This window comes from Oryzifoliimicrobium ureilyticum (genome assembly GCF_037199735.1).
GTDB classification, from domain to species: Bacteria; Pseudomonadota; Alphaproteobacteria; order Rhizobiales; family Rhizobiaceae; genus Rhizobium; species Rhizobium ureilyticus.
In genome coordinates, this window is the sequence record NZ_JBBBVQ010000003.1 from 51,967 (window position 1) to 77,029 (window position 25,063).

Annotated in this window: 15 protein-coding genes; 11 read left to right on the forward strand and 4 right to left on the reverse strand. The window is 55.7% G+C overall.

The window, feature by feature from the left end:
• The first annotated feature begins 18 nt into the window (after nt 1-18).
• Genes cyoB through VQ830_RS06020 form a run of 4 tightly spaced genes read left to right on the forward strand, consistent with a single transcriptional unit; the run spans nt 19 to nt 3,854 of the window.
• Nucleotides 19-2,025, forward strand: a complete 2,007-nt coding sequence (cyoB, locus tag VQ830_RS06005) for a cytochrome o ubiquinol oxidase subunit I (protein WP_337267177.1) — start codon at nt 19-21, stop codon at nt 2,023-2,025.
• A 3-nt stretch (nt 2,026-2,028) separates the two neighbouring features.
• On the forward strand, nt 2,029-2,649 hold the full coding sequence (cyoC, locus tag VQ830_RS06010) for a cytochrome o ubiquinol oxidase subunit III (RefSeq protein ID WP_337267178.1): 621 nt from the start codon (nt 2,029-2,031) through the stop codon (nt 2,647-2,649).
• Nucleotides 2,646-3,029, forward strand: coding sequence for a cytochrome o ubiquinol oxidase subunit IV (cyoD, locus tag VQ830_RS06015; protein WP_337267179.1), 384 nt, complete (start codon nt 2,646-2,648; stop codon nt 3,027-3,029). Before cyoC ends, cyoD begins: the two co-directional genes overlap by 4 nt.
• A 54-nt stretch (nt 3,030-3,083) precedes the next feature.
• Nucleotides 3,084-3,854 (forward strand): SURF1 family protein, encoded by a 771-nt coding sequence (locus VQ830_RS06020; RefSeq protein ID WP_337267180.1) that lies wholly within the window; start codon nt 3,084-3,086, stop codon nt 3,852-3,854.
• Nucleotides 3,855-3,921: 67 nt separating this feature from the next.
• Here VQ830_RS06020 and VQ830_RS06025 read toward each other — a convergent pair whose 3' ends face one another.
• Nucleotides 3,922-5,328 carry an FAD/NAD(P)-binding protein gene (locus tag VQ830_RS06025; RefSeq protein ID WP_337267181.1) on the reverse strand — a complete coding sequence of 469 codons (1,407 nt, stop codon included), beginning with the start codon at nt 5,326-5,328 and terminating at the stop codon, nt 3,922-3,924.
• Between the two features lie 380 nt (nt 5,329-5,708).
• Here VQ830_RS06025 and VQ830_RS06030 point away from each other — a divergent pair, with 380 nt between their 5' ends.
• The 3 genes from VQ830_RS06030 (at nt 5,709) to VQ830_RS06040 (ending at nt 10,840) form a co-directional block, all read left to right on the forward strand.
• On the forward strand, nt 5,709-7,526 hold the full coding sequence (locus VQ830_RS06030; RefSeq protein ID WP_337267398.1) for an ABC transporter ATP-binding protein: 1,818 nt from the start codon (nt 5,709-5,711) through the stop codon (nt 7,524-7,526).
• 58 nt (nt 7,527-7,584) lie between these two features.
• Nucleotides 7,585-9,477, forward strand: a complete 1,893-nt coding sequence (locus VQ830_RS06035) for an ABC transporter ATP-binding protein (RefSeq protein WP_337267182.1) — start codon at nt 7,585-7,587, stop codon at nt 9,475-9,477.
• Nucleotides 9,478-9,556: 79 nt separating this feature from the next.
• On the forward strand, nt 9,557-10,840 hold the full coding sequence (locus tag VQ830_RS06040) for a glycerate kinase type-2 family protein (RefSeq protein ID WP_337267183.1): 1,284 nt from the start codon (nt 9,557-9,559) through the stop codon (nt 10,838-10,840).
• 9 nt (nt 10,841-10,849) lie between these two features.
• Here the strand turns inward: VQ830_RS06040 and VQ830_RS06045 are convergent, their stop codons facing one another.
• A complete protein-coding gene (locus VQ830_RS06045; RefSeq protein WP_337267184.1) occupies nt 10,850-11,290 on the reverse strand; it encodes a response regulator in 441 nt (146 codons plus the stop codon).
• A gap of 342 nt (nt 11,291-11,632) precedes the next feature.
• Between VQ830_RS06045 and VQ830_RS06050 the strand changes: the two genes are divergently transcribed.
• The 3 genes from VQ830_RS06050 to treY all read left to right on the forward strand — a co-directional run bounded on the left by VQ830_RS06050 (nt 11,633) and on the right by treY (nt 21,879).
• On the forward strand, nt 11,633-17,122 hold the full coding sequence (locus VQ830_RS06050) for an MG2 domain-containing protein (protein ID WP_337267185.1): 5,490 nt from the start codon (nt 11,633-11,635) through the stop codon (nt 17,120-17,122).
• Nucleotides 17,119-19,200, forward strand: coding sequence for a penicillin-binding protein 1C (pbpC, locus tag VQ830_RS06055; protein ID WP_438617347.1), 2,082 nt, complete (start codon nt 17,119-17,121; stop codon nt 19,198-19,200). Before VQ830_RS06050 ends, pbpC begins: the two co-directional genes overlap by 4 nt.
• A gap of 174 nt (nt 19,201-19,374) precedes the next feature.
• Complete coding sequence (gene treY, locus VQ830_RS06060; RefSeq protein ID WP_337267186.1) at nt 19,375-21,879, forward strand: malto-oligosyltrehalose synthase; 2,505 nt, start codon at nt 19,375-19,377, stop codon at nt 21,877-21,879.
• A 129-nt stretch (nt 21,880-22,008) separates the two neighbouring features.
• Here the strand turns inward: treY and cobF are convergent, their stop codons facing one another.
• Entirely contained in the window at nt 22,009-22,770 is a 762-nt protein-coding gene (gene cobF / locus VQ830_RS06065; protein WP_337267187.1) for a precorrin-6A synthase (deacetylating), read from the reverse strand.
• A 264-nt stretch (nt 22,771-23,034) separates the two neighbouring features.
• Between cobF and VQ830_RS06070 the strand changes: the two genes are divergently transcribed.
• Entirely contained in the window at nt 23,035-24,153 is a 1,119-nt protein-coding gene (locus VQ830_RS06070) for an RHE_PE00001 family protein (protein WP_337267188.1), read from the forward strand.
• Between the two features lie 175 nt (nt 24,154-24,328).
• On the opposite strand, the gene VQ830_RS06075 is transcribed toward VQ830_RS06070, so the two are convergent.
• Nucleotides 24,329-25,045 (reverse strand): Bax inhibitor-1/YccA family protein, encoded by a 717-nt coding sequence (locus VQ830_RS06075; RefSeq protein WP_337267189.1) that lies wholly within the window; start codon nt 25,043-25,045, stop codon nt 24,329-24,331.
• Nucleotides 25,046-25,063: the final 18 nt, after the last annotated feature.

Genomic DNA, 25,063 nt, shown 5'->3' on the forward strand with positions numbered 1-25,063 from the left:
GACGTATTGGAATATACCATGTTCACGAATGAGAACCTGCTACACTTTATATTTGGTCGGTTATCATGGGATTCCTTGGCCTTCCTGCATGAGCCAATTCTCCTGGTAACCTTTATAGGCGTCATCTTCGGCGGCACGGTTGTCGTCGGCGCGATCACCTATTTCCGCCTCTGGGGATATCTCTGGAAGGAATGGTTCACGAGCGTTGACCACAAGAAGATCGGGATCATGTATGTGATCCTTGCGATCATCATGCTGCTGCGCGGTTTTGCGGATGCAATCATGATGCGTACGCAGCAGGCGATTGCCTTCAACGGTAGCGACGGATACCTGCCTGCTCACCATTACGATCAGGTGTTTACAGCCCACGGCGTGATCATGATCTTCTTCATGGCGATGCCGTTCGTGACAGGATTGATGAACCTCGTCGTGCCTCTGCAGATTGGCGCACGTGATGTGTCCTTCCCCTTCCTGAACAACTTTTCGTTCTGGATGACGACAGCCGGCGCTGTGATCATCATGATCTCGCTCTTTGTCGGCGAATTCGCGCAAACCGGCTGGCTGGCCTATCCTCCTCTTTCCGATATTGCCTACAGCCCTGGCGTCGGCGTGGACTACTATCTTTGGGGCCTTCAGGTCGCTGGCGTCGGTACGACCTTGTCAGGCATCAACTTGATCGCGACGATCGTAAAGATGCGTGCACCCGGCATGACCTTCATGAAGATGCCTGTCTTCACCTGGACCTCACTCTGCACGAACATCTTGATCGTTGCATCGTTCCCGATCCTGACAGCCACTTTGGCGCTTCTGTCGCTTGATCGTTATGTTGGTACAAACTTCTTCACCAACGATCTCGGCGGCAATCCAATGATGTATGTCAACCTCATCTGGATTTGGGGCCACCCGGAAGTTTACATCTTGATCCTGCCGGCATTCGGTATCTTCTCCGAAGTCGTTGCTACTTTCTGCGGTAAGCGCCTGTTTGGCTACGCCTCGATGGTTTACGCGACCTGCGTGATCATGATCCTGTCTTACCTCGTTTGGTTGCACCACTTCTTCACGATGGGTTCGGGTGCCAGCGTCAACTCGTTCTTCGGCATCACCACCATGATCATTTCGATCCCGACCGGTGCGAAGATCTTCAATTGGCTGTTCACGATGTATCGCGGGCGTATCAGATACGAAGTGCCGATGCTGTGGACGGTTGGCTTCATGTTGACCTTCGTGATCGGCGGCATGACGGGCGTCATGCTAGCTGTGCCGCCTGCAGACTTCGTGCTGCATAACTCGTTGTTCCTGATCGCCCACTTCCACAATGTGATCATCGGCGGCGTAGTTTTCGGCCTTATGGCAGGCGTCAACTATTGGTTCCCGAAAGCCTTCGGCTTCAAGCTAGACGCCTTCTGGGGCAAGATGTCCTTCTGGTTCTGGCTAGTCGGCTTCTGGGTTGCTTTCGCGCCGCTTTATGTGCTCGGTCTCATGGGTGTGACACGTCGCATGCGCGTCTTTGAAGATCCGTCGCTGCAGATCTGGTTCATCATTGCGGCCTTCGGTGCCTTCCTCATCGCGCTCGGCATCGGTTCGTTCATCATCCAGCTTATTGTCAGCTTCCTGAGACGCGAAGAACTCCGTGACGTGACGGGCGATCCATGGGGTGGTCGTACGCTGGAATGGTCGACTTCTTCGCCGCCGCCGGACTACAACTTCGCATTTACGCCTGTCGTTTATGACCACGACGCGTGGTACGATATGAAGAGCCGTGGATATCATCGTCCGCTGGGCGGCTTCCGTCCGATCCACATGCCGAAGAACACTGGTACGGGCGTAATTCTGTCTGCCTTCAGCGTGTCGATGGCCTTTGGTCTGATCTGGTACATCTGGTGGCTCGCTGCCTTGTCCTTCTTGGCAATCCTGGTCGTCGGCATCGCGCATACCTTTAACTACAAGCGCGACTTCTACATCCCGGTCGAAACGGTTACCGAGACGGAAAACAAGCGCACGCAAGTGTTGGCGGGGCAGGTATAAGACATGAGTAGCGTGACAACGGTAAAAGGCACTGAGCCGGAATTTTACCTGAAGGAAGACCATCACCCGGAAAACAGCACCAATCTTGGGTTCTGGCTCTACCTGATGAGCGACTGCCTGATTTTCGCAGTGCTGTTTGCCACCTATGCAGTCCTTGGCCGCTCTTATGCGGCCGGACCTTCGCCAAAGGATCTTTTCGAGCTGCCACTGGTGGCAGTGAATACGGCAATGCTGCTGTTCTCCTCGATTACCTATGGCTTTGCCATGCTGGCGATGGAGAAGGACAAGAAGAGCAGCACGCTGATGTGGCTCGCCGTTACGGGGATATTCGGAGCGGCCTTCATCTGCTTGGAACTCTACGAATTCGCCAACCTCATTCATGAGGGGGCAGGTCCTTGGCGGAGTGGCTTCCTGTCCGCGTTCTTCACGCTGGTAGGAACGCACGGTCTCCACGTCACCTTCGGTATTATCTGGCTGATAACGCTGATGGTTCAGGTTTCCATGCATGGACTGGTGGAGGCCAACCGCCGCCGCCTGATGTGCTTGTCGATGTTCTGGCACTTCCTTGACGTCGTCTGGATCGGCGTCTTCTCCATCGTTTACCTTCTGGGAGTTCTGGGATGAGCTCAGGCACACATTCACACAACCATGATGCAGCTCACGGGCATGAGGCGAGTCATGGCACGATGAAGAGCTATATGACGGGCTTTGTTCTGTCCGTCATTCTCACTGCGATTCCTTTCTGGCTCGTGATGGGAAATGTCTTTTCGGACGCCTCTGTAACCGCTGCATTGGTTATGGCGCTCGGTGCCATTCAGATCGTCGTTCACATGATTTACTTCCTCCATATGAACACGCGTTCTGAGGGCGGCTGGACGATGATGGCATTGATATTCACCATCGTCATCGTCGTGATTGCTCTCGCTGGATCCCTCTGGGTCATGCATCATCTCAATACGAACATGATGCCGATGAGCCCGGAAATGATGAAGAACATGCCTTGAACGATAGCGGGTGCGGGAGCGATCCCGCACCAGTTCCTCTAGAACGCAAAAACCATGAACGGCACGCTGCCTCAGCTTAATAAACCTCGCCGCCCTGTTGCGTTTATCGCTTTCAGCCTCATCCTGGTATTTCTAATCGCGTCACTAACCGGTCTCGGTGTGTGGCAGGTCCATCGTCTAGCGTGGAAAGAGGACCTGATCGCGCGCGTCGATGCGCGCGTTCATGCCGATCCCGTTGTGGCCCCTTCCCGCAGCGAATGGTCTCAAATAGACGGGGAAAAAGACGAGTACCGGAAGGTATCTGCGACCGGCACATTCGACCACAGCCACGAAACACTCGTCTTCGCGTCAACGCAGTTGGGCGCCGGCTACTGGGTCATGACGCCTCTGCACGTTTCGGACGGCACGACAATCCTGATCAACCGTGGCTTCATTCCATCCGACAAGCGCGACGCAGCTACGCGACTTGAGGGAAATAGATCCGGAACCACGACAATCATCGGTCTTCTTCGCCTGACGGAGCCGAAAGGGACCTTGCTGAAATCCAATGTGCCGAACGAAGATCGCTGGTACTCGCGTGACATCGCGGCCATCGCTGCAAAACGCGACCTCAAAGACGTAGCGCCCTATTTTATCGATGCCGATGCAACCCCCAATCCAGGCGGGTATCCGGTCGGCGGTCTGACCGTAATATCCTTTCCCAATAACCATCTGGTCTATGCGATCACATGGTTCGCCATGGCGATCATGTGTGCCGGGATGCTCATTTATCTCACCCATCACCACCTGATCAGACGCCACGAACCTGGGATGGACGATAGCTAAAAAGGCGGGCAACTTGGATGAAAAGAGTAAGCGCCAATCGCGTTCCGGCTCACTCGCAACTCAGCTTTCAAACGGCGGCGGTACGTGGAAAAATGGCCTGGTCGATTTCTTCCGCCACTGCGTAAGCCTGGTTGACGATCTCGGGGACGAGATCAATGTCAGGCAAGCTTCCGAGGCCGAGCGGCCCAAGCGCGAAGATGCCTTCGGTTATCGCTCCATCCGGGAGATAGGGTTTGCCACGGGCGTCAACGGCGATGCCGAGTCCAAGTTCGTCGGCAGCGGCTAATTTCCTGGCGAAGAGGCTTTGAATGATGGGCGATTCCAGCATTGGCGCCTGACAACGACAATCAAAAATTCGTTCGGCGTAAAGCGTTTCCTCGGTATGGCTTCTGACTTTACGGATGACGACCCCCGTCACGCTCTGCCTGATCACAGTGCCCCGAACCAATGTTGTATGACCCTGCTGCAGTTCCCGAACGAGCCGCAAATGCATCGCCTCCGGTAATCTGTTCCGATGGCTGTCGTAAATGGCACGCAGATGCCTGTTGAATTGACGCTTCCTGTCAGCAGGAAGATCTCGCCACAAGCTGCGGGCGTGGCCTCGTAGACCATTCATCACGGATTGCCAGGTTTGCCCATTGTCCTCGGCAGTTTGACACGCATTGCGGATAAAGCGGACGATTTCCGACAGCTTTTCCGGCAAAGCATCCTTCGGGAAAATCGGTTCGGCCGCATTTGGTGTATGGCTCTGCGGCAGAAAGCCGTGCTTGGACACAATCGATATCTGACCGCTAAATCCCGCATCGCGGAGCTGAAACAGCCGATCGACAACTCTGATACCGCTTCCCAACAAGACGATGTGTGGCCGAGCGGCCAGACGTTGGGCGCGCACCTGCGTCTCTGTTACACCATCGTCCCGCATCTCGGAAATGCCGTAGCCTGTGGCAAGAACGATGTGATCGAAAGCAATCGATGCTCCTGCTTCGCATTCAAGCAGAAAGCTCGCATCGCGCTGTTTTCGGATTGCTTTGGCGACATCCTGACGGATCCGAACGCTGATGTCGCGACGCTGCGCCAACGCTTCGGAAAAGCGCTGGTAGACATAATTGCTGAAAAGCTGCTTGGGGACGAAGATTTGCCGAAAGCCGGGAATGGCCGCCGGGACCGTCGCACGAAACTCGTTGTTGTTCGCGAGCCAATCGTTAAAATCGTCGGTCTCTCCTTGTGAGACCGAAAGATCACGGACGCGGCTGTTGAGAATTGTGGACGTGCCAAGAGAAGAAAGTGCCTGTCCACCACTTACCGAAGAACAGGGATCAAAGAGCTGGAGATGGAAAGGCGTCCTGAGCTGCTTCATCAGCGCGATGGCCATCATCATGCCTGAAAATCCGCGTCCAACGATCGCAATCCGCGGCAAGCCATCTTGATGGATCCCGTCGCTTCCCCCCCTCGCAAAAAGTCTTCGAACCTTCATCTCACCTCTCCTGCCTGATGCAGTCACGTGTCGATTTAGTTTTGACGCGAATGCGTTGAGTCCTTCGCGTCAAACAGGTTCCTGCAGCCTCTTGATGCTGCGCGTTGCAGTCTAGCGTTTACGACTGCCTTTTACATGCGAATGCCATGGCCATCGCGATAGTCTAGCGAATTGGTAGTGTATCAAAGCGCTCTTTTGCAGTTATGGCAAGAACTTTATGAGGCGGCGAGAGAGCGGTTGAGCCACGAAAAGGAATCTGACAAAAGCAATATTCACGCAACTCCTCCACGAAATTGCCCTTCTTCCGGCTCAAGGCCGGACAACCAGCTATTCGGATTGAAGCAGTGAGCAGCGATACAAGCATACGTTCGCCGAAGCCTATGGCTTCCTTGGCATTGGCCGAGGCCGCGGGATGGGGCAAGGGCCTCTTCACGCTCCTTCGCATCACGGTCATGGCCTTCAGGCATCCTTGGCAGGCTGGCACAGCGATTATTGCCACGTTGATTGCCTCAAGCTTTCAGCTGACGATCCCACGCTTGCTCGGTCGAGCTGTCGACGAAACGCAAAGCGCTCTTCTTGGAGGCAACGCTGGCCAGGCGGCTCAGGATGCCCTCTTGACGACGGCGCTTCTGCTGCTTGGCAGCAGTGTCCTTCGCGGCATTTTTACGATGGTTCAGAACTATTACAGCGAGGCTGTCGGCCATCATATGGGCTACGAGCTCCGGCTCGCCTGCTACGAGAAGATCCAGAGACTGCCCTTCAGCTTTCATGACAGCTCGCATTCCGGCGACCTGATCACAATTGGCCTCCTCGATCTTGAAGGCGTGCGCATGTATTTCTCGACCGCCCTCGTCAGGGTCTTCCTCCTGACCATGCTGATCGGCATCGGTGCCTACCTCGTGATATCGACGGATGTCGTGCTCGGGCTGCTGGCACTCAGCTTTGTTCCCTTCGTCGGGATCGTATCATCGCTGACGCAGTTGAAACTGCGTGCCACATGGCTTGAGCTTCAGGAACGCCTCGCCGTTCTCACACGCGTCATGGAGGAAAATCTTGGCGGGATCCGGGTTGTTCGCGCGTTTGCCGGCCAGAGTTACGAAATGGCCAAGTTCGAAAAGGCCTCGGTAAACGCTTTGGAGCTCGCTCATGAGCGTGTCGGTATTCGCGTGCGCAATACCAGCGCAATGACCTTTTCCTTTTTCTTGTCGATGGGGCTGGTTCTCCTCTTCGGCGGGATGAAGGTACAGGCAGGCACGATGACAGTCGGTACGCTCGCCTCATTCCTCACCTTTATGACCATTTTGCAAATGCCCGTGCGTCAGCTCGGCCTGATGGTCAACGCTTTTGCGCGTGCCTCGACATGCGGAACGCGGCTGTTTGCTCTCCTTGATCTTGACGTTACGATCGATGACAAACCGGATGCGAAGGACCTTGAGCTTTCGGATGGTGTGCTGCGTTTTGAAAATGTCAGCTTCGCTTATCCAAACGCGCCCGACCGCAATGCTCTCAAGAATGTGTCCTTCGAGGCAAAACGCGGGGAGACCATAGCGATCGTTGGGCCGCCCGGTAGCGGTAAATCGACCCTCGCTCACCTCATCCCACGCTTCTACGATGCAACGGGCGGCCGTATCACCATAGACGGACAAGATATCAGGGATGTCACGCTGAAGTCTCTCCGGCGGAGTGTCGTTGTGGTGCAGCAAGATTCCTTCCTCTTCACCACGAGCATCGAAAACAATATTGCCTATGGCGACCCGTGGGCAAAGGAAACACGTATCGAGCGGGCCAGCGAGAGCGCGCAGTTGCATAACTACGTTCTCGGCCTCCCGAGCGGTTATGGCACTGTCGTCGGTGAGCGCGGCGTTTCACTTTCCGGCGGTCAGCGTCAACGCTTGTCTATCGCTCGCGCCCTGATGCTGAAGCCTGCAGTCATGATTTTTGACGATTCGACCGCCGCGATTGATGCCGCGACCGAAAGCAGGATCCGGACCGCCATGCGCAAATACGCAGCAGACCGCGTCACCATCATCGTGGCTCACCGCCTGAGCTCCCTCATGCATGCAGATCGCATCCTTTTCCTGGAAGACGGTGAAATCGTTGAGATCGGCTCACATGAGGAGCTGCTTGAAAAAGGCGCGCGCTATCGGGCGCTGTACGATTTGCAGATCCGGCCAGGCGACGACGTTAAAATCGCGTAACAGAAACGGCTACACCCGGATAGCCGATACAACGAATATCGATGCGCAGGAGAGGACGATGGGAGAAGAGAGTGAAGTCGAAAGACACGACCCGCAGGATTATGCGCGTCGCCCTCCCCGCGCTGTCGTTGGTTCACACCGCATCGAGGAGGAGATGTTCGGTAAGGTTTTCGACGGGAAAATCGTCCGACGCATATGGACCTTCGTCCAACCCTACAAGAGACAAGTCTATCTTTCAGTTGCCGCGGTGCTCACCTTCACCGCCATGCAGCTGATTATTCCCCTTATCATCCGCCATGCCATCGATAAGGGGATGGCGCCCGGGGGAAGCTCCTCGGCCCTGATCTGGTCGGTCGTTGCATTTCTTGCAGCTATCCTTGTGAATTACTGGGCAAGCTACAAACAGGAAATCCTCGTTGGCGGCGTCGCCGAACATGTCCTTTTCGACATTCGAAAGGCAATGTTCTTCCATCTGCAGCATGTTGCCTTGTCCTTTATGGATAAGACCGAGGTCGGTCGGTTGATGTCGCGACTACAGGGCGACGTCAATTCCATGCAGGAGTTTCTCGAGACATCCGTCTTGTCGGTAGGAGACATCGCCTTGTTGTTCGGTATCGTTGCCGTGATGCTCTCTATGGACTTTAAGCTGGGTCTTTTGACACTCTGTGTCTTGCCTGTCCTTTTCGTGGTGCGACTCTTCTGGCTGCCTCTTGCAAGAAAATCCTTTATGGCCGCCCATGAAACCAACTCGGTCGCCGCGGGCGCCCTTGCCGAGGTCATCCATGGCGTCCGCGCTGTCCAAAGCATGGACCGCCAGAGCGTGAATTTCGTTCTTTATGATGACAAGGCAAAAGCCAATCTCTTCGCCCATCTGCGCGCTGCACGATATGCGCAGGTCATGGTGCCTATCGTCGATTCTCTCACTGGCGTTGCGATGGCGCTCGTCGTTGTCGTCGGCGGCGCGCGCGTTCTCAATCAAGCGCTCGATGTCGGCGTTCTTGTTGCCTTTTTGTTTTACATCCAGCGTTTTTTCGACCCTATTCGGTCGCTGACCCTGCAATATTCGGTCATGCAGCGCGCAATGGCGTCGGGCCAGCGGCTGACGGAAGTCCTCGACGTTCCACTCGAGATTCGCGACGCACCGGACGCCAAGGTTTTGCCACCAACCATGGATGGCTCAGTGGAATTTCGGGATGTCGTGTTCGGGTACAATCCCAAACATCCCGTCCTGAAGAACGTGAACTTCAAGGTCAATCCAGGCGAAACGGTCGCTCTGGTGGGGCCAACCGGCTCCGGCAAATCGAGCTGCATGTCGCTCATCCATCGCTTCTACGAGGTACAGGGTGGCGCGGTCCTCGTCGGCGGGTACGATGTCAGGAGCCTCACGCAAGAATCGCTCGGACGACAGATTGCCATGGTTCTCCAGGAGCCGTTCCTCTTCACCGGCACCATATTCGAAAACATTCGTTATAACAAAGGCGATGCGACGAAAGACCAAGTGATCGAAGCGGCGAAAGCCGTGGGCGCGCATGATTTCATTATGAAGATGGATAAGGGTTACGAGACCGTACTTGGCGAACGCGGCGGCAACCTTTCGCTCGGACAGCGCCAACTTCTGAGTTTTGCCCGCGCGCTCGTTGCCGATGCGAAGATCCTCGTTCTAGACGAGGCAACCGCAAACATCGACAGCTATACGGAAATGTTGATCCAGAAGGCGCTTGTGAAACTTCTGGAAAATCGCACCGGCTTGGTGATCGCACATCGCCTCGCGACCATCAGAGAGGCAGACCGCATCATCGTCCTACAAAATGGTGAGTTGGTGGAGACTGGCAATCACGACGAGCTGATGAGAAACAACAAGCTCTATGCACGTCTCTATAACCTCAACTATGCCTCCTTCGACGATATCCCGGAAGACGTTGTCGAGGAGGCTACATCATCCTCGACCTGAGTCAGCGAGATGATCCTCGCTCAAGCTCTTCTTTGTCGCGTGGACCTATGTCAAAAGTCGATGATCAAGGGAGGTCGAGATGACAGCATGGGGCAACGAAGGATTTGGCGACGCGCGTCTTTTTCTGAGGGAGCTTTTTGAGGCGGCCGTCAAAGCCGCCGATCCGCTCGCCGGCATCAAGGCTCACTTGCCAGCCAAGCCAAAGGGTCGCACGGTCGTGATCGGTGCGGGAAAAGGCGCAGCGCAGATGGCGCGAGCCCTTGAGTCTGTATGGGATGGACCTCTGAGCGGCGTCGTTGTTACGCGTTATGGTTATGGCTGCGCAACGCAATATGTCGACATCATTGAGGCAGCTCATCCTGTCCCCGATGCCGCTGGTCTTACCGCCTCGCAGCGCCTGTTCGAGGCGATCACGGATCTCGGGCCTGAAGATTTGGTGATCGCCCTAATCTGTGGCGGCGGATCTGCGCTTCTGCCTGCACCTCCAGCATCAATGAGCCTGGAAGACGAAATCTCCGTCAATCGGGTGCTACTCTCTTCAGGTGCGCCGATATCAGCGATGAATATCGTGCGAAAGCATCTTTCTCGCATAAAAGGAGGTCGCCTTGCTGCGGCAACCCGCGCCCGTGTCGTGAGCTTAATCGTCTCCGATATCCCTGGCGATAATCCTGCCTATGTCGCCTCCGGCCCGACAGTCCCTGATGCTTCAACGCGCCATGATGCTCTTGATGTCGTGAGGCAATATCGGCTCAATCTCCCGGAGGCCGCAGTCCGTCATCTTCAATCATCCGCCGCTGACGCGCCGCGTCCTGATGATCCACTCTATCAGCAGCATCAGCATTTCATCATCGCATCTTCGGCACGCTCGCTTGAAGCAGCCTCTGATGTGGCCAGAGGTCGGGGTATTGCGCCCGTTATTCTGTCCGATTCCATAGAAGGAGAATCACGCGATGTAGCATTGGTGCATGCAGCCATCGCGCGGGAGATCGCCGAAAAAAACCGTCCGTTCGCCAAACCAGTCGTGCTGTTGTCAGGTGGAGAGACAACTGTAACCATCAAGCACGGCTGCGGGGGGAAAGGCGGACGTAACAGCGAGTTCGCCCTGTCGGCCGCACTTGCGCTACAAGGTTTGACCGTCGTAGGCCTAGCGGCAGATACGGATGGCATAGATGGATCGGAAGATAATGCGGGCGCATATTTCGATGGAAATGTCGTACGCGAGTTGCGTGCGCTCGGATATGATCCGCAGGAAATGCTTGCTGGCCACGATAGCCACCGGGCATTTTCCTCTGTCAACAGCCTGTTCATGACGGGGCCAACAGGAACAAACGTCAACGATTTCAGAGCAATTCTTATTATCTAGCTCTCGTTTTCAGGCGAAAACCGTCATCTGCTTTGGAACAGTGGCAAGCTCACCGTTGCGGCGGGCCATTGCGTAACGTAACGATTGCTCCACGACTGAAGGCATAACAGGCTTGCTGACAACACCGATCGCGCCCTCGACGCCATCAACGATAACCTCAGGATTGCCAGTCATGAAGACGACCGTCACACCGTAAGTCTCGGCAAGTTTCCGGCCGATCTCAGGTCCCGTTGCGCCATCAGAAAGGTTCACGTCAACCAGCGCAACATCCGCAATGGGAGCAAGATCGAGCGCCTGCGGCATGTTCGACGCGAGACCGGCAACCTCCAAACCCATATTTTGCACGGTTGCTTCCAGGTCGAGCGCAATCAAGAACTCGTCTTCGACAATAAGCACTCGCTGATTCATTATGCTGTCCTGGAGCCAACTGCGTACTATATTCGTGGCCATAAGATCATTCCTGCCTTTGCACGACCGGAATTTGGGCAACCATCTTCCGCTAGAAACAACAGAACGGTACTACCGGTGATTTGTTCCGCGCTAGGACCGTTATTTTTTGAGATTAACTGGTTGTTAATGCTGAAATTTTTATCTGTGGACTTGATTATTTAACTGCATCTTTTGTGTTGCAAACCCTCCAATCTTTCGAAATCGACGATTCGCTGGGAATCGAAGATAGCGCATTGCCTGAGATGGCGCGCAATTCGTCTTTTGCTCGCATTCATCGCGTTGACATTGGCTATCTGTAACCTAAGAGTGTGGAAATACGCTTTGTTTAGCGTGGAGGGGATCATGATGTATCGCGCGTTGTTCGTGCTGGTTTCTCTGGTAAGCTTCTGTTTCTCTCAGCCTGCGATCTCTGCCGACACGCAACGAAGCGCTGAGCTGGTCCAGGATGCGGATTTCTTCGGATTCGATCTGAGAACAGAAAAGAATCTTAGCCTCGATCAGTGCAAAACGTCCTGTATCGCCGACCAATCCTGCAAGGCTTTCACCTATAGTACGAAAAGATCTTGGTGCTTTCTGAAGTCAGACTTCAAGACGATGAAGCCTCTCGTCGGTGCAATAGCCGGAAAGATTATCGAACCCGGTAGAACCGCTGAGACTGAACTGGGCGCCGCGCCCAAGCTTTCCTTCTTGCCTGACGATGTTGAGCGGCAAGCAAGGGAGCAAAAAGCCAAACTTGCGGTTGCGGCCGATGAGCAGAACAAAAGCGCCGACGCGCTCTATGCCCAAGCACGTTATGAGGCGTTAAGCGATGTTGTGGCTTCGCTTAAGACCTACAAAAGCCTTTTGGCCTTGCAGCCCGACAATCCCGATCTGTGGTCGGAGGCCGCAAATGTCGCGACAACGGCCAGAACCAACAACGTCTATGGTGAGGGGGTGCTGTTTGCTGTCAACGCCTATAACCTGACGCGGACGGCACAAGCGCGCGCCGGCGCACTCGATATCCTGGCGAAAGCCCTGGCATTGCAGGAGAACTATCGCTCAGCAATAAATGCCTATAAAGAAAGCCTGGCGCTCGTATCATCGAAGGAAACACAAGCCGCGTATCTCAAGCTGAAGGCCGATCATGGCTTTCGGATTACCGACCACTCGGTTGATAATGACGCCGTCGTACCGCGCGTTTGTGCCACTTTTTCAGATCCTATTGTCAAGACGGTCGATTATACGCCTTTTGTCACCGTCAACGGATCAGCGCCAAAGTCTGTGGCCGCGAAAGATCGGCAAATTTGCGTAGAAGGCCTCACGCACGGCGAACATTATCAGATTGTCTTCCGCGCCGAACTACCATCGTCCGTCGGCGAAAACCTGGAAGCGCCGGTCAACCTTGATATTTATGTCAAGGATCGAACGCCATCTGTTCATTTTAGCGGTGACGGATTTGTGCTTCCTTCAACGGTAAGGCGTGGTATCCCGCTCGTTTCCGTCAATATGACTTCGGCAAAGTTGGCGCTCTACCGCATAGGCGAGCGTGGTATTGCACCTTTGCTGACCAGTTCGAATTTCCTGACGCAACTTTCATCTTATGGCGCGAGCAGGATTGAGGAGGAAAGCGGAGAGCTGGTTTGGAATGGCTCTATCGATATTGGCGGCGAACTGAATAAAGACACCGTCACCAGCTTTCCCATCGATGAGGCTTTGCCCCAACGAAAACCCGGCATCTATGTTCTGACTGCGTCCTCTCCTGAGAAAAAAAGTGACGAGTGGGACGACCAGGCGACGCAGTGGTTCCTTGTTTCGGATATCGGCATAACAACTTATGCGGGCTCGGACGGGCTGAATGTTTTCACGCGCTCGCTTCAATCGGCAAAGGCGATGGAGGGTGTTGAGCTTCAACTGCTTGCCAAGAACAACGAAGTGCTTGGCACCGCGAAAACCGATGCCAGCGGTCGTGCCACGTTTGCTGCGGGCCTAATCCGAGGGACGGCAGCTCTGACGCCCGCTGTCATTGCCGCCAAGAACGCCGGCGGCGATTACGTGTTCCTCGACATGACACGCGCTGGCTTCGATCTTTCGGACCGAGGGGTAACAGGACGCAGTTCGCCGGGCGCGATCGATCTTCTTTCCTGGACCGAGCGCGGGATTTATCGCGCCGGGGAGACTGTGCACGCGGCAGCTTTGGCAAGAGACCTCGAGGGCAAAGCGGTCGAAAAGCTACCGCTGACATTTGTATTCAAGCGCCCGGACGGTGTCGAAGATCGCAGAATGATCCTCACGCAAAGCAGTCTTGGCGGCTATGTGGTGGACCTGCCTACGCCTGAAAGCGCGATGCGGGGCAGCTGGTCGATGATGATCTATGCCGACCCAAAAGGATCACCGCTCTCCGTAAATACCTTCCTGATCGACGATTTTGTTCCCGATCGAACAGACATGACGCTGACGACCGACGCAAAAGAGATTGGCGTCGATTCTCCCGCAACTATCAAAATCCAAGGGAAATATCTCTACGGTGCACCCGCAGCCGGGTTAACCCTTGATGGCGATGTTGTTCTTCGGACGACCCGGACACTGGCGGCATTCCCGAATTATTCTTTCGGCCTGGCAGATGAAGAAGCGTCCGGCGACGGCCGCCAGCCGATCGAGGGCCTTCCAACTCTCGATGAAAGCGGCGAGGCCTCGACGGATCTGAACGTTGGAACACCCCCTTCATCAACGCGCCCCCTTGAGGCGACCGTCTACATCAGGATGCAAGAGGTTGGTGGACGCGCCATTGAGCGCAGTCTGACGTTGCCTGTAAAGAGCGGCCATCCCTTCATTGGCATCAAGCCTGAATTTTCTGGCGACCTTCCGGAGAATTCATTGGCGAATTTCACGGTGATTGGCGTTGGAACCGATGGTGCCAAAGCAAATCTTAAAGGCCTTCGTTGGAAGCTGCTCTCTCTTGAGCGAAACTACCAATGGTACCGTGAAGGAACATCGTGGCGATACGAATCAGTCTACACAACCAAACAAGTGGCGAATGGCACTGTCGATACAGGCGCCGACGGTGCGCGCATCTCCGCTCCTGTGGGATGGGGAAGATACCGCTTGGAAGTGGAGAGTGCCGAAGCCGAGGGGCCGGCCTCGAGCGTAGAATTTGACGCTGGCTGGTTTGTTGCAGCGACGTCGACGGAAACCCCGGATGGCCTTGAAATAGCGCTCGATAAAGCGAGCTACAAAGTCGGGGAAACGGCCCATCTGAAGGTTGCTTCGCGTTACGCCGGCCAGCTGATGGTCACCATCGGTCATGAAAAGCTGATTGACGTCAAAAATGCTGAAATAGCCGCCAATGGCGGGGAAATGGACCTTCCCGTGACCGCGGACTGGGGCGCAGGCACCTATGTCACCGCCACTCTTTTCCGTCCGGGCGATGCTCAAGATAACCATATGCCGATGCGCTCAATCGGCATCAAATGGCTCAAGGTGGATCCTGAACAGCGCGCATTGGAAATCAATGTAAATGCGCCCGATAAGACGCAGCCGCGGGGACCGCTCGATATCGATATCAGCGTTTCCGGTGCGAACGTGAATGAAGAAGCCTATGTTACGCTTGCTGCCGTCGATGTCGGCATTCTGAACCTGACGCGCTACGAGCCGCCGAATCCCGAGGAATGGTACTTCGGCCAGAAAATGCTGGGTCTTGAAATCCGCGATATCTATGGACGACTGATCGACGGTTCGCTCGGCTCGACCGGTCGTTTGCGGACGGGCGGTGACGGTGGCGAAGTCTCGCTCCAGGCGAGCCCGCCAAAAGAAAAGCTGCTGGCGTTCTTCTCGGGGCCGGTCAAGCTCGATGCGACGGGTCATGCCAAGGTGACGTTTGACCTTCCACAGTTTAATGGCACCGCACGCCTGATGGCCGTTGCCTGGACAAAAACCGGCGTGGGCCACGCGACACGCGATGTCATCATCCGCGACCCAATCGTCGTTACCGCCAGCCTGCCCAAGTTTCTGGCCCCCGGCGATCAGGCGGAGCTGCGGATAGAAGCCGCCAATACTGACGGGCCGGCGGGCACTTATCAGCTTCAAGTTCTTGGCAATCAGGCGGTTGGCGTGCGTGCCCGTTCGCAAGCCCTGAAGCTCGACGCCGGCGGTAGAGCCACCGTCGTCTTCCCGGTTACCGGGCTGACGCCGGGGGATGGCGCCGTTGCAATTCGCCTGAGCGGAAACGATCTAACGCTCGATCAAACCTTAAACGTTCCTGTCCGCTCGCCGGCCATGCCTTTGACCAATCGCAGGCTCGTCTCGCTCGCACCTGGAAAATCTCTTACGATTGATAAAGCTCTCCTTGCCGACAGCATCCTGCCGGGCGCCTCTATTAGCGTAAACGTAACGCGCTCGGCAGCGTTCGATATTCCCGCACTGGTGATGTCGCTGGACCGGTATCCTTTCGGTTGCGCCGAGCAGACGACCAGCAAGGCGTTGCCTCTGCTTTATGTCTCGGATCTCATCGAACAGTATGGGATGGATAAACAGGAGGATATCAAGAAGCGTGTGCAGGACGCAATTTATCGCGTTCTATCCTACCAGTCTTCAAGCGGCAGCTTTGGCCTCTGGGGACCAAGCTCGGGTGACTTGTGGCTCGATTCATATGTCACGGACTTCCTGACGCGTGCGCGGGAGAAGAACTTCGCCGTGCCTGAAGAGGCGCTGGCACAGGCCTTGCGCAATCTCGAAAATTCCTTGTCCTACGATGTCAATATCGAAGATCAGGGCGAAGACATCGCATATGCGCTCTATGTGCTGGCGAGGAACAGGAAGGCCTCGATCAGCGATTTGCGCTATTACGCTGATACAAAGATCGACTCGTTCCCGACCCCTTTGTCAAAGGCTCATATTGCTGCTGCGCTCTCGCTTTACGGGGATGCTGTTCGTTCGAAAACGATATTTGCCAGCGCGCTTCAGATGTCGTCCACCTCTATGATCACCCCGGTGAACTTCTCCCGCGACGATTATGGGACGCCTATCCGCGACGCTGCCGCAATTCTGGCGCTGGCGGCGGAAAGCCGCCCCGTTCCACCGATCATTCCGCAGCTGGAAAAGGCGTTGGCGGCGTCATGGGCAAAAGAAAGATATTTTAGCACACAAGAAGAGGCGTGGATGCTCATTGCTGCGAGGTCGCTGCAAGGAAGCGATGCGGACCTGTCGCTTGAGGTCAATGGCGCCGCTCATCAAGGTGGCTATCGTGCGACCGTAGACGGAGATGCGTTGCTGAACAAAGCTATCACAGTGACCAACCGCGGCATGGACAACATCGCTGCCGTCGTGACCAGCGTCGCTGCGCCGGCCGTGCCACTGCCAGCGAGCGAGAATGGCTTTGCCATCGAGCGTCATTATTATACGCTTGATGGTCAAGAGACGGAAATTTCTCAAGCAAGGCAGAACGAACGCTACGTTGTGGTTCTGCGGGTCACGAAGAAGAACCAATGGGAACAGCGGATCGTCGTAACTGATCTGCTGCCGGCTGGTCTCGAAATCGACAATCCCTCTCTAGTGGATAGTGCGAAGCTTGCGAATTTTGACTGGCTGGGCGCGGTAAAGCCGGCCCACACTGAATTCCGCAGCGATCGTTTCGTTGCCGCATTCGGCGGCGCGACGACGAGCACCAGTGACGACAGCAGTGACGATGACAGCAGTGTTTCTGACGATTCTGACACGCTGACGGTTGCCTATGTGGTTAGAGCTGTGACACCCGGTGTCTATGATCATCCGGCAGCGACTGTAGAGGATATGTATCGGCCGCAATTTTCGGCCCGCACGGCAATGAGCAAGATGGAGGTGCTCTCCGCAAAGCCATGAGGCGCAGGCAAAAGCTCGCATTTGCCCTTGGCGGCTGCTTCCTGCTGACAGTCATCATGTCAGCTGGCCTTGTCGTTGCCGACAGGGAGTTCCCGCCGCCCCTTGACAAAGCTGATGTGGTTTCAGCTGAAGTTCTGGATGCTGACGGTCAGCTCCTGAGGGCCTTTGCAGCTCCGGACGGTCGATGGCGACTTCGAACGAACGTAAAGGACGTCGATCCACAATTCGTACAGATGTTGGTCGCCTACGAGGATCGTCGGTTTTTTGTTCACCATGGGATCGACGCGGTCGCAATTGGCCGCGCAGCCATTCAACTGATGACAAATGGCAGGATCGTTTCTGGTGCTTCGACGCTGTCTATGCAGGTCGCTCGTCTGATAGAGCCGAGAGAAACCCGGTCCTTCTCGAGCAAGCTTCTCCAGATGGCGCGAGCAGTGCAGATCGAGCGACGCCTCTCAAAGGAAGAGATCCTCAATCTTTATCTCACCCATGCGCCCTACGGAGGCAATCTTGAAGGCGTCCGGGCGGCCAGTCTTGCATATTTCGGCAAGGAACCGAAAAAGCTGAGCGTTGCGGAGGCAGCTCTTCTGGTCGCATTGCCGCAAATTCCCGAGCGTCGGCGACCGGACCGGTTCGCCAATATCGCCGAGCAGGCAAGACGCCGCGTGCTGGAGAGGACTGCCGTTGCTGAGGTTGTCGGGGATGGCGAGGCGGATCGTGCAGAGAGCATACCTGTTCCCAGATCACGTCTTCCGCTGCCAGCATTAGCGGCTCACCTTTCGGCAGAGGCACTGCGCAGGGCCCCAGGGCGCGAGATTTACCGCACGACCATCGATAAACATGTGCAGCAAAATCTGGAAACCGTCGCGCAGGAAGCGTCCTTGCGGCTAAGCCCGAAGCTTTCCTTGGCGATGATCATGGCAGACGCAAGGACCGGCGACATCATCGCCGAAGTTGGGTCGGCCGGCTATTTTGACAGCGCGCGGTCCGGCTGGATCGATATGACCGCCGCAGCGCGCTCGCCTGGCTCGACGCTGAAGCCTTTCATTTACGGTCTGGCCTTCGAACAGGGGATGGTGGCACAACAAACCATCATCGAAGATCGCCCATCGGATTTCTTCGGCTATCGCCCGAAGAATTTCGATATGAGCTATCAAGGCGACGTGACGATCCGCGAGGCGCTGCAGCTTTCTTTGAATGTGCCGGCCATAAAACTTTTGAACGCGGTTGACCCTGCACGGTTGATGGGTCGCCTCCGGCGGGCAGGCGTTCAGCCGGTTTTGCCGCCGGGCAATGTCCCTGGCCTGGCAATAGGGCTTGGCGGCGTTGGCGTGACATTGCGGGACCTGGTGCAGCTTTATACTGCGCTTGCAAATCGGGGTATGCCGGTCAGACTCGGCGATGGGATCCTCAGCCAACCGGGCCACATTGACGATGCTCCGATCCTTGATGAGACGTCAGTGTGGAATGTCGCCGATATTCTTTCCGGCCTGACCCCGCCGGTGGGCGCCCGTAGAATCGGCATCGCTTATAAGACCGGAACAAGCTACGGTTACCGAGACGCTTGGTCGGTCGGTTACGACGGCCGACATGTTCTCGGTGTCTGGGTTGGTCGGCCCGATAATGCCTCAGTGCCCGGCCTGACGGGTTATGGAACAGCTGCCCCCCTTCTCTTCGAAGCCTTTTCCAGAGCGGGCGTCTCCATCACCCCATTGCCTCGCCCGCCGCTTGGAGCGCGACGCACTTTACAGGCCGATCTGCCGATTGGCCTCAGACGGTTTTCAATCAGCCCGAGCGGTCTGATCATCTCTTATGGCCGGGAAAAACCGCCGGAAATCGTCTATCCACCGGAAGGCGCGCATATCGACCTTGGTCTTCGTCAAGGCAACCCCATGCCTTTGACCTTAAAGCTGCAAGGGGGACGTGCACCATTTCGATGGCTAGCGAATGGACAGGCCCTGCCCGATGTGGCGCGCACTCGAACCAACCAGTGGTCGCCCGATGGTCGTGGTTACTCCCGCCTCACGGTAATCGATTCTACTGGACAGGCTGCAAGCGTCGGCTTCTTCGTCGACTGAGCAAGACCTAGTTGGCGTGCCTTTCAAACCATCGCGTTGCAGGAACAAAGAGCCCCATGTTCCGTTTAGATTGCGCCGAACGGAATCGCCGTTCGAAGTCCAGCCTTTAATCGCATCCTTCGTCCGTTGCGGCATTGCCCTTCAGGCCGAGATGCCGTCTGACAGCGGAACCATATGACGATACCCTCCTCCACCTATCGCCTGCAATTTCGCAACGGGATGACATTCGAGCGCGCTGCCGCACTCGTCCCCTATCTCAAGTCTCTCGGCATCAGCCATTTTTATGCCTCGCCGATCTTTACCGCGACAGAAGGATCAACGCACGGCTACGACATAACCGATGCGAACGAAATCGATCCTCAGATCGGTGGAAGGTCAGGTTTCGACATACTGGCGCAGCGGCTGCGGGAAGAAGGGCTTGGGCTCATCATCGACATCGTGCCCAATCATATGGCTGCCTCTCTGGAAAACGGCTGGTGGCGCGACGTAATCGAACACGGTCGGAAGAGCCGTTACGCCCATTATTTCGATATTGATTGGAACGAGCGGCTCACACTTCCGGTTCTCGGCAAACCTTTCGACCAAGCCGTTGCGGACGGAGAATTGAAGATAATTCATGGCCAAAATGGCAGGCTGGATCTTGCCTATTTCGATAACCGTTTTCCCCTTTCCGAAGAAAGTTCGATTGATATTCTTGCCGAAACTTCGGATCGGCCAGAAGCCTTGGAGGCGCTTTCCAAAGATAGTGCCCGTATGCAGGCACTTCACGAACGCCAGCATTGGCAGCTTTTATATTGGAAGGAAGCCAGCAAGCATCTCAGCTACCGGCGTTTCTTCGAGGTCACCGGCCTTGTCGGACTAAGGGTCGAAGACGAACAGGTCTTTGCAGACAGCCACCGCTTAATCCTCGATCTAGTTCGCGAAGGCATTGTTCAAGGATTGCGCGTCGATCACGTCGACGGTCTTGCCGATCCCGGCGGCTACCTGAAACAACTTCGCGCTGCGGCTGGACCCGAAACATTCATCGTGGTCGAAAAAATCCTCGGTGCCGGTGAAGTGCTTCCAAGCGATTGGCCGATATCAGGAACGACAGGCTACGAATTTATTGCCGCCATGCCTGACCTCTTCGTCGATGCCGATGGCCTTGATCAGCTCGACGCAGCATACCGCGGGCTGGCTGGCGAAACAGCCGATTTCCAGGCAGGCTTGTCACAAGCGAAAACGAGCATGTCTTCGGTCAATTTTGCCGGAGAAGTCTCACGGCTCACGCGTATCGCGCAAAAAATCGATAGCAGCCATTCGCGCGAGGATCTTGCCAAGGCAATTCGCGCACTTCTCGTTGCTTTTCCCGTTTATCGGACCTACGGCGTGAAAGATGCCTTAGGCGGTCAGGATAGGGCCGTTCTTGACCGGGTCGCGGCGCACGCCCGTCAGTCCCTATCGTCTCCCTCTACCCTCGATTTTATTGTGGGGCTGCTCTCCGAGTCGGCTGACAGCGGCGAAAAACTTGAGTTTCGAGCTCGGTTCCAACAGCTAAGCGGTCCGGTGATGGCGAAGGCGATGGAAGATACATTCTTCTATCGATACAATCGTCTCATTGCGACCAACGAAGTTGGTGGAGAACCGCAGGAGCAGCCCGGCGGGATCTCGCACTTCCATCACAACATGCAAAGCCGCAGGCTCAATCAGCCACATGGTCTTTCCGCATCCTCGACCCACGATACGAAGCGTGGGGAAGATGCCCGTGCCCGACTTTACGCTCTCTCCGAAGGCGCCGACATCTGGCAGGCAGGGTTCGAGCGGTGGCGCGAGATGAATAAACCTCGCCTGATCAATCTTGATGACGGAGCCGCACCGGAACAAAATGTCGAGTGGATGCTGTATCAAGCGCTTGCAGGCATCTGGCCGGAAGACCTTCAGTCGGTTGATCATCAAGCCCTTACTGAACGCTTCCTTGCATATGTTGAGAAAGCTTTGCGTGAGGCCAAACTTCGTACGGATTGGGCGGCCGAGAACGCTGCTTACGAAAAAGCTGTCAGTGATTATGCGGAGGCTCTGCTGTCTCCTAGTAACATGGGTTTCCAGGAAGATTTTGGGACGACGTTGCGCCCCTTTATTCAGACGGGATACCTAAACTCGCTTGCTCAGACGCTTATCAAGCTGACAGCACCCGGCATTCCGGACATCTATCAGGGCGCTGAGGGGCTCGACTTCAGCCTCGTCGATCCGGATAATAGGCGCGACATCGATTTCGATCGCCTGCGCCGCGCGCTGTCGCAACCCGCTCCGCTCGACGCCCTTCCGGTCCAGGACCTCAAGCAGAGGATCATAGCCGCAACTCTGCAAGCTCGACAGCAACATGCCTCCTTGTTTGCAGAAGGGTCCTATGTCCCCCTGACGGTCGAAGGTGAGCGCGCAGATCATGTTGTTGCTTATGCGCGGCAAGATGAAGAGATATTCGCAATCACGGTTGTTCCCCGTTTGATGTTCGGAAAGCTCGACGCATCAAGTCTTGTCGCGACAGATGCATTCTGGGGCAACACAAAGCTGTTGCTTTCCCCGGATCTGAGTAGAGCAAGTAAAGACGCGTTTACGGGCCGGGTGCATGAGAAGAGCGGAGAACTGGCGGTTGCGGATCTTTTAGGTCGCCAACCGGTCTGCCTGCTCGTTTCTTCCTGATGGCAGGCAGGGTCGCGCTCGAATGATTGCCGTTGAGCGCGATGATTTCAAATAAATCGAATAAAAGAGCGGTCGCGCTGACAACGGCGATCAGGCCGGCCGCGTTTCCGATGCACTTGTCCGGCTCGCCTACTCCTCGCCAACTAGGCGCTTCCGGATCAGATAAGTATCCATGATCCAGCCATGTCTTTCTCGCGCTTCCGCTCTTGCCCTTAGGATATCTTCAGAAACCTCTGAAAGGGAGCCGCTGATCTTGATCTCTCGATCAGTCCCGAGATAAGCACCCCAGAAGATATCCGCGTTGTCGTCTGCAACCGTTGCAAAGGCCTGTTGGCCGTCGAGCATGACCACAGTCGTCCCGGCCTTGATACCCTCATCGGCCAGCCGACGCCCCGTGGTCACCTGGACGGGTTCACCAATGGGATTAAGCGGTATGGCATGGCTGGCGGTGAGGGCGTGAAGGCTGCTGATCCCGGGAACGACACGGACAGAAAATTCTTTGCTTTGACCACGCGCCCGTTCTAGAATCCGAAGTGTGCTGTCATAGAGTGACGGGTCCCCCCAGACGAGGAAAGCCCCGGCCTCGTGCTCACCAAGGCCGTCGATAAGACGGCAATAGATCGTGGCAATAGCTTCATGCCAGGCCTCGACACCATCCTTGTAAGATTTCGTTTCCGCATCACGAACCGGCAGATCAAATTCGACAATTCTTGTCTTGCCATGGGATAGATAACGCGCACAAATATCTCGCCTGATGACCGCAAGATCCTCTTTTCCCTCACCTTTGAGAGGGATGAAGATGACGTCTGCGCGGTTCATCACGTTGATCGCCTGGATCGTCAAATGTTCAGGATTTCCAGTGCCGATGCCAATGATATGTATTTGTCTCACGTCTTCCTTCCAATCATTTTGGCACTTGTTGCCGGAGAAACCGCGCTATCGCAAGTCAAAACAGTTGATAGCCGGCAGCGTCTGCAGGAATCCAGGATGGATTCCATACCCGTGAATGCGTGGCTCTAACAGCTGCGACGCCCATGCTGCCTGTCAGATGCAAGGTTTCAGAGGGCATAGGCACGATGGGGGTTGGAGCGAGACCTGCAACCGTGGCATGGTCACGGAAGCGAATCGCGTCTTTGCTTCCGCTATGAGAGTTTGATGGGTTACGAGATAGAAACCGCACTTTTAAAGGCTCTTCTACCGGCGATCATTGCGGCAGAAGACGCGCTTGCGCGATTGGACGAGCGGGTTTCGCATTCCCCGGTTGGTAAAGGTTTCAGCGAACGCGCGCATTATTTTGATTCCGTCTCTGCGCTTTGGGTTGCAGGTGAACTGGTACATGTCGAGGATCTGGTACTCCATGATGTGCATATGGACAGCCAAGCTCCGAGCCATGAGTTGACGATCGCGGCCGCGATCTTGCGTACGCGCCGACGGCTATGGGCAGCTGAAAAGAACTGGCCATTTACACCGGGCGGCCTATCGGCTCTTTCAGGCGGCGAAGATAGCTCGGCTGAACGCCTACCCGTGGCCACCTCCTCATCCTACGAAGACAACCGAGATGATGTCGAGGATGGGTTTTCTTCTCAACTTGCTGAAATTGATGCCGTTCTGGCCCGCTCGCAGAAGTTGATTAATTCCCATTTTTCTCCCCCTCCAGGAGAGGAATTGGTCGCCCCTTCCATAGTCAAAGATAACGATCCGCTGGGGCTCTTCGCCAATGAAGACTGGGATGAGGCAAAGCGCCTTGGGCAATGGCGGGCAGCTGTGGATGCCGCCGACAGCCTTCCGCCCGTCCTTGGCGCAGCAATGCTATTTGAGCTTTGGCAGAAGATAGAGCCACTACGACGCCAGAACTGGCTGGGGGGTCTGCTGGCAGAAGCTTACCTGCGGCGTTCCGGCAAGGTGAGTTCGCATCTTTTTGCCTTCCACGTCGGGCTAAAATCGATCCGCTATGAACGCCGGCGATCTCGTGACCGATTGACGCGGCTTGGCGCTTATCTCGAAGCGATGACCGAAACGGCGCAGACGGGATTAAAAGAGATTGATCGCCTGACTATTGCCCGCACGCAGTTGGAAACGCGCTTCCGCGATCGTCGGTCCAACAGCAGCCTTCCAAAACTTGCCGAATTCGTCCTGTCTCGACCTCTGGTATCGAGTGGAATGGTGGCTCATGAATTGGGGATCACCAACCGCGGCGCGCTGAATTTATTGAAAGAAACCGGCATTCGCGAATTGACGGGTCGCGGGCGCTATCGCGCATGGGGAATCTTGTAAGGAGCGACGGGCGGGCTAAAGCCTTTCGTGAAGATCGACTTTTCTAAAAAGCGAAACGGCCGGGGCGTCGCTGCCCGGCCGTTCCTTCAGTGCCTGATCTGCATCCCTGTCACAAAATGCAGCCCAGGCTCGCCGACGCTTCTATTGCCCCCAGAAGCGCGGTTTTCGCTGATCCTTACTCGCGCTCGCCGGTGAAGTTGAGCAGAAGCTGGAAGATATTGACGAAGTTCAGGTAGAGCGACAGAGCGCCGAACACGGCAAGCTTCTGATTGGACTCCTGATCGTAATTTTCCGAGTACTGCTCCTTGATGTTCTGCGTGTCGTAAGCGGTCAGGCCGACGAAGACGAGAATACCGATGACGGAGACCGCAAATTGCAGCGCGCTCGAAGCGAGGAAGATGTTCACGACGCTCGCGATCACAACACCGATCAAGCCCATCATCAGGAACGAGCCAAATCGGGAGAGATCACGCTTCGTCACGTAGCCATAAAGGCTTGTCGCACCGAACATGGTCGCGGCAATGAAGAATGTCCGTGCGATACTCGTTCCCGTGAACACGAGGAACACGGAGGCGAGTGAAAGGCCCATGACAGCACAGAAGGCCCAAAAGGTCATCTGCGCAGCTGAGGCGGACATCGACTGAAGACGGAACGAGAAAAAGAATACAAAGGCCAGCGGAGCCAGCATCACCACCCACTTCAACGGCGACTGGAAAATCGGCACGTAAAGCGCCGGTGTAGAGCCGACAACGAGGGCGACGATACCGGTGATGACAAGTCCGAGCCCCATGTAATTGTAAACGCGCAGCATGTGCTGGCGCAGGCCCTCATCGATCAGGGCCTGGGAACCGGCTTGAGAACCGTAACCAAAGCGTGGGTTTACTGGATTCATTGTGAATCTCCTGAGTTG

Coding starts and splice junctions, on each gene's coding strand:
- VQ830_RS06035 (WP_337267182.1), top strand. CDS start 7,585: ATGGGAGAAGAGAGTGAAGTCGAAAGACACGACCCGCAGGATTATGCG.
- cyoB (WP_337267177.1), top strand. CDS start 19: ATGTTCACGAATGAGAACCTGCTACACTTTATATTTGGTCGGTTATCA.
- VQ830_RS06050 (WP_337267185.1), top strand. CDS start 11,633: ATGATGTATCGCGCGTTGTTCGTGCTGGTTTCTCTGGTAAGCTTCTGT.
- VQ830_RS06040 (WP_337267183.1), top strand. CDS start 9,557: ATGACAGCATGGGGCAACGAAGGATTTGGCGACGCGCGTCTTTTTCTG.
- treY (WP_337267186.1), top strand. CDS start 19,375: ATGACGATACCCTCCTCCACCTATCGCCTGCAATTTCGCAACGGGATG.
- VQ830_RS06070 (WP_337267188.1), top strand. CDS start 23,035: ATGGGTTACGAGATAGAAACCGCACTTTTAAAGGCTCTTCTACCGGCG.
- pbpC (WP_438617347.1), top strand. CDS start 17,119: ATGAGGCGCAGGCAAAAGCTCGCATTTGCCCTTGGCGGCTGCTTCCTG.
- VQ830_RS06030 (WP_337267398.1), top strand. CDS start 5,709: ATGGCTTCCTTGGCATTGGCCGAGGCCGCGGGATGGGGCAAGGGCCTC.
- VQ830_RS06075 (WP_337267189.1), bottom strand. CDS start 25,045: ATGAATCCAGTAAACCCACGCTTTGGTTACGGTTCTCAAGCCGGTTCC.
- VQ830_RS06025 (WP_337267181.1), bottom strand. CDS start 5,328: ATGAAGGTTCGAAGACTTTTTGCGAGGGGGGGAAGCGACGGGATCCAT.
- cyoC (WP_337267178.1), top strand. CDS start 2,029: ATGAGTAGCGTGACAACGGTAAAAGGCACTGAGCCGGAATTTTACCTG.
- cyoD (WP_337267179.1), top strand. CDS start 2,646: ATGAGCTCAGGCACACATTCACACAACCATGATGCAGCTCACGGGCAT.
- VQ830_RS06045 (WP_337267184.1), bottom strand. CDS start 11,290: ATGGCCACGAATATAGTACGCAGTTGGCTCCAGGACAGCATAATGAAT.
- VQ830_RS06020 (WP_337267180.1), top strand. CDS start 3,084: ATGAACGGCACGCTGCCTCAGCTTAATAAACCTCGCCGCCCTGTTGCG.